The organism is Collimonas sp. (genome assembly GCF_044339385.1).
Classification (GTDB): Bacteria; Pseudomonadota; Gammaproteobacteria; order Burkholderiales; family Burkholderiaceae_D; genus Collimonas.
Genome location: NZ_JBIIVN010000217.1, coordinates 1 through 3,270, shown reverse-complemented (window position 1 = coordinate 3,270; position 3,270 = coordinate 1). Strand labels below are relative to the sequence as shown.

Genomic DNA, 3,270 nt, shown 5'->3' with positions numbered 1-3,270 from the left:
GCTATCGTTCACCCTGCCAGTATTTAGATGACTGGCTCACTGAGCAACATCAGGAAAAACAGGCGGCATAAAAGCCACCTGTTGGAAGACGAAAAATCGAGGGAAGCTCAAAGTGGCATTCATCGGCCATCGCATTCAACGACTTATTCAGACCGTTTTTTCGGGTGGTCGTGTGCAAGCTGGATGGAGAATTATTTTTTGTCATGTGTTGACGGAGGCGGCTTGCCTCTCCAGTGTCGCCTGGCGCGACATGCGCAAGGCCAATTTGGCCGAAATTGTGCTGGGATAATTTATAATCAGGGCTTTGCGCGCAAATTCAATGAATCCGCTGCCCCCCCAGTTTTTCCGATCAGACGCTGCGTCAAGTGCGGCGAGCCTGGCGTAAATATGGCATTTTATGGATGGGAGCGGTGCTGGTCGGCTTGATCGCCGTGTTGTATGCATGGCTGATGGACGTCGGTTTCGGCTTGTTTCGCTCGATGCAGCAATCCCACTTCTGGTTGCCGCTGTTTATTACGCCGGCGATCGGCGCGTTGTGCGTGTGGGCCACGCGCCGTTATTTTCCCGGTTCCGAGGGCAGCGGCATCCCGCAGGTTATCGCCACGCTGGAAGAAGACACGACCAGGCGCGGCCAGTCGCTGCTGTCGATACGGATTCTTGCTGGCAAAATCGGTATTTCTTTCATCGGTATCCTGGGCGGCTTTACCATCGGCCGCGAAGGGCCGACGGTACAGGTCGGCGCGGCCTTGATGTTCAATTTGCGGCGTCTGTATCCGCGTGCCAGTGCCGCGTTGGAACGACGCCTGATACTGGCGGGCGCGGCGGCCGGTTTGTCGGCTGCGTTCAATACGCCGTTGGCTGGGATCGTGTTCGCGATCGAAGAACTGACACGCAGTTTCGAACATCGCGCCAGCGGCGTCGTGATTACCGTGATCATTTTTGCCGGTGCCGTGGCGCTGGGCTTGAACGGTAATTACACTTATTTCGGCCCGATCAGCATCGACAGCACCTTGACCAACATGCTGGCGCTGGCTGCGCTGGTGACCGGCGTGGTCACCGGGATTGCCGGCGGCATATTCTGTTGGTTGTTGTTGAATACCGCGCGCTGGATTCCGTCGCAGATCCGCGATTTTCGTGCGGCACGCCCGATCGCTTTCGGCGCTGCCTGCGGTTTGCTGGTGGCGTTGATCGGCATCATCGCTGGCGGCGCGACCTTCGGCAGCGGCTATGTCGAGGCCAAAGGAGTGCTGGAAGGACAGCAGCATTTGTCAGTGTTTTACCCTTTCCTGAAAATGGCGTCGATGGTGTCATCCTATCTGCCGGGTATTCCCGGCGGGATTTTTGCCCCGTCGCTGTCGATCGGCGCCGGCTTCGGCAACTTGTTGCATCAGGTGTTCAGCCACACCTCGCTGCCGATGCTGATCGCGTTGGCCATGGTGGGTTACCTGGCAGCCGTGACGCAATCGCCGATCACCGCTTTCGTGATCGTGATGGAAATGATTAATGGCCATGCATTGGTGATCTCGCTGATGGCGACGGCATTGATTGCCAGTCGGGTTTCACGCTTTTTTGCAGCGCCGCTGTACGAGGCGCTGTCGGAGCGCTATCGGGTGGCCGCCGTCGCACTGGTCGAGAATGTTGAAAAAACAGAAGTTAGAAAATGAGAGAATGAGTCGGGAAAATGATTAATACAGATATGGCGGCTTACTACGCCAAACGTGCCGCAACTTACGACGAGATTTACCAGCGTCCAGAACGCCAGGACGAACTGCTGACGTTGCAGGTACGTGTACAGGAACTGATGGAAGGCCACGATGTGCTGGAACTGGCCTGCGGCACAGGATTCTGGACCGAGCAGATCGCTGCATCGGCAAATTCGGTACTGGCGACCGACATCAATCCGGAAATGATCGCATCGGCAAAGTCCCGCAACCTGCCGTCCGAGACAGTCAGTTTTGCGCTGCAGGACATCAATGATTTTCAGCCGGAGCGGCAGTTCACGGCGTGTTTCCTGGGGTTCTGGTGGTCGCACGTCGGCCGTCAGGATCGGGTGAAATTCATCGCCAAACTGCGCGAAAAACTCGGCAAGGATATCCTGCTGGTGATGATCGACAATGGCTATGTAGAAGAAGTCAGCACGCCGATTGCGCGAACCGACGCCGAAGGCAACACGTATCAGTTCCGTACCTTGCCCAACGGCGAGCGCTACGAAATCATGAAAAATTTCCCGACCGATAGCGGCTTGCGCAAGAAGCTCTCGCCGCTCACCCGCGAGTTGCGTATCTTGCGCCTGGAGTATTACTGGCTCCTGAGCTGCCGCATCAAATAGCACTGCTTTATCACCTGCTGCGCGGCGCAATCTCCGGTCTGCGCTGTTTGCTGTGCCGCCGTACCGCTGCGCTTTTCGACCGGACATTGCACCGCTGGCTACGGTTCTGAAGCAGCGCAGCGCTGTGGTTGCCATCAGCGCGATAGTTCGCTACACTCTCAACCTGCTCTTGTATATAAGATGTATGATGAAAAAAGATTTTAAAAATAGCTTGCAAATAAATAGCGCACTATTTAATATGTGAACCATGGAAACACAAACACAAACACAAACACAAACCGCACAGCAGGTGCCGCAGTTGGATGGGCAACTCTGTTTTGCCTTGCACTCGACCTCGCTGGCAATGGCAAAACTGTATCGCAAGTTGTTGCGCGAGTTGGGTATCACCTATTCGCAGTATTTGGTGATGCTGGTGTTGTGGGAGCAGGACGAATTGACCGTGAACGGTATCGGCGAACGCTTGTTTCTGGATTCGGCCACATTGACGCCTTTGCTCAAGCGTATGGAAGCACAGGGCTTGATCAGCAGGGAGCGTGCAGTTTCTGACGAACGTCAGGTGATTATCCGCCTGACCAAGGATGGCCAGATGATGAAGGAGCAAGCGGTAGCGCTGCCGGAGTCGGTGTTGTGCGCGATTGAATGTACGTCGGCACAGGCGCTAGAGGTGAAAAAGCAGCTTGAAGTACTACGTGGTTCGTTGTTGAGAAACGCCTGAATCAGGCAACCGCTAACCGGTGTGGTAATCGATATGGCAACCGATATGGCAACCCAGGTTGCCATATTTAAAACGATAAAAATAGTTCACTATATGATAGGTTGAGCTTCCCTCGATTTTTCGTCTTCCAACAGGTGGCTTTTATGCCGCCTGTTTTTCCTGATGTTGCTCAGTGAGCCAGTCATCTAAATACTGGCAGGGTGAACGATAGCCAAGCGTCGAATGC

The 3,270-nt window shown here is 54.7% G+C and carries 4 protein-coding genes; all 4 read left to right on the top strand.

The features are described 5' to 3' along the window. Window positions 1-112 precede the first annotated feature (112 nt). The 4 genes from ACIQ0R_RS12045 (at window position 113) to ACIQ0R_RS12030 (ending at window position 3,044) form a co-directional block, all read left to right on the top strand. A complete protein-coding gene (locus ACIQ0R_RS12045; RefSeq protein ID WP_395827749.1) occupies window positions 113-289 on the top strand; it encodes a hypothetical protein in 177 nt (58 codons plus the stop codon). A gap of 34 nt (window positions 290-323) precedes the next feature. Next, window positions 324-1,664, top strand: a complete 1,341-nt coding sequence (locus ACIQ0R_RS12040; protein WP_395827751.1) for a chloride channel protein — start codon at window positions 324-326, stop codon at window positions 1,662-1,664. 17 nt (window positions 1,665-1,681) lie between these two features. After that, window positions 1,682-2,329 (top strand): class I SAM-dependent methyltransferase, encoded by a 648-nt coding sequence (locus tag ACIQ0R_RS12035; RefSeq protein WP_395827746.1) that lies wholly within the window; start codon window positions 1,682-1,684, stop codon window positions 2,327-2,329. Between the two features lie 247 nt (window positions 2,330-2,576). Further along, window positions 2,577-3,044, top strand: coding sequence for a MarR family winged helix-turn-helix transcriptional regulator (locus ACIQ0R_RS12030; RefSeq protein WP_395827742.1), 468 nt, complete (start codon window positions 2,577-2,579; stop codon window positions 3,042-3,044). Window positions 3,045-3,270 lie beyond the last annotated feature (226 nt).

Bases quoted from the DNA above. Each gene is read 5' to 3' on its own strand.
- ACIQ0R_RS12035 (WP_395827746.1), top strand. From the start codon at position 1,682: ATGATTAATACAGATATGGCGGCTTACTACGCCAAACGTGCCGCAACT.
- ACIQ0R_RS12030 (WP_395827742.1), top strand. From the start codon at position 2,577: ATGGAAACACAAACACAAACACAAACACAAACCGCACAGCAGGTGCCG.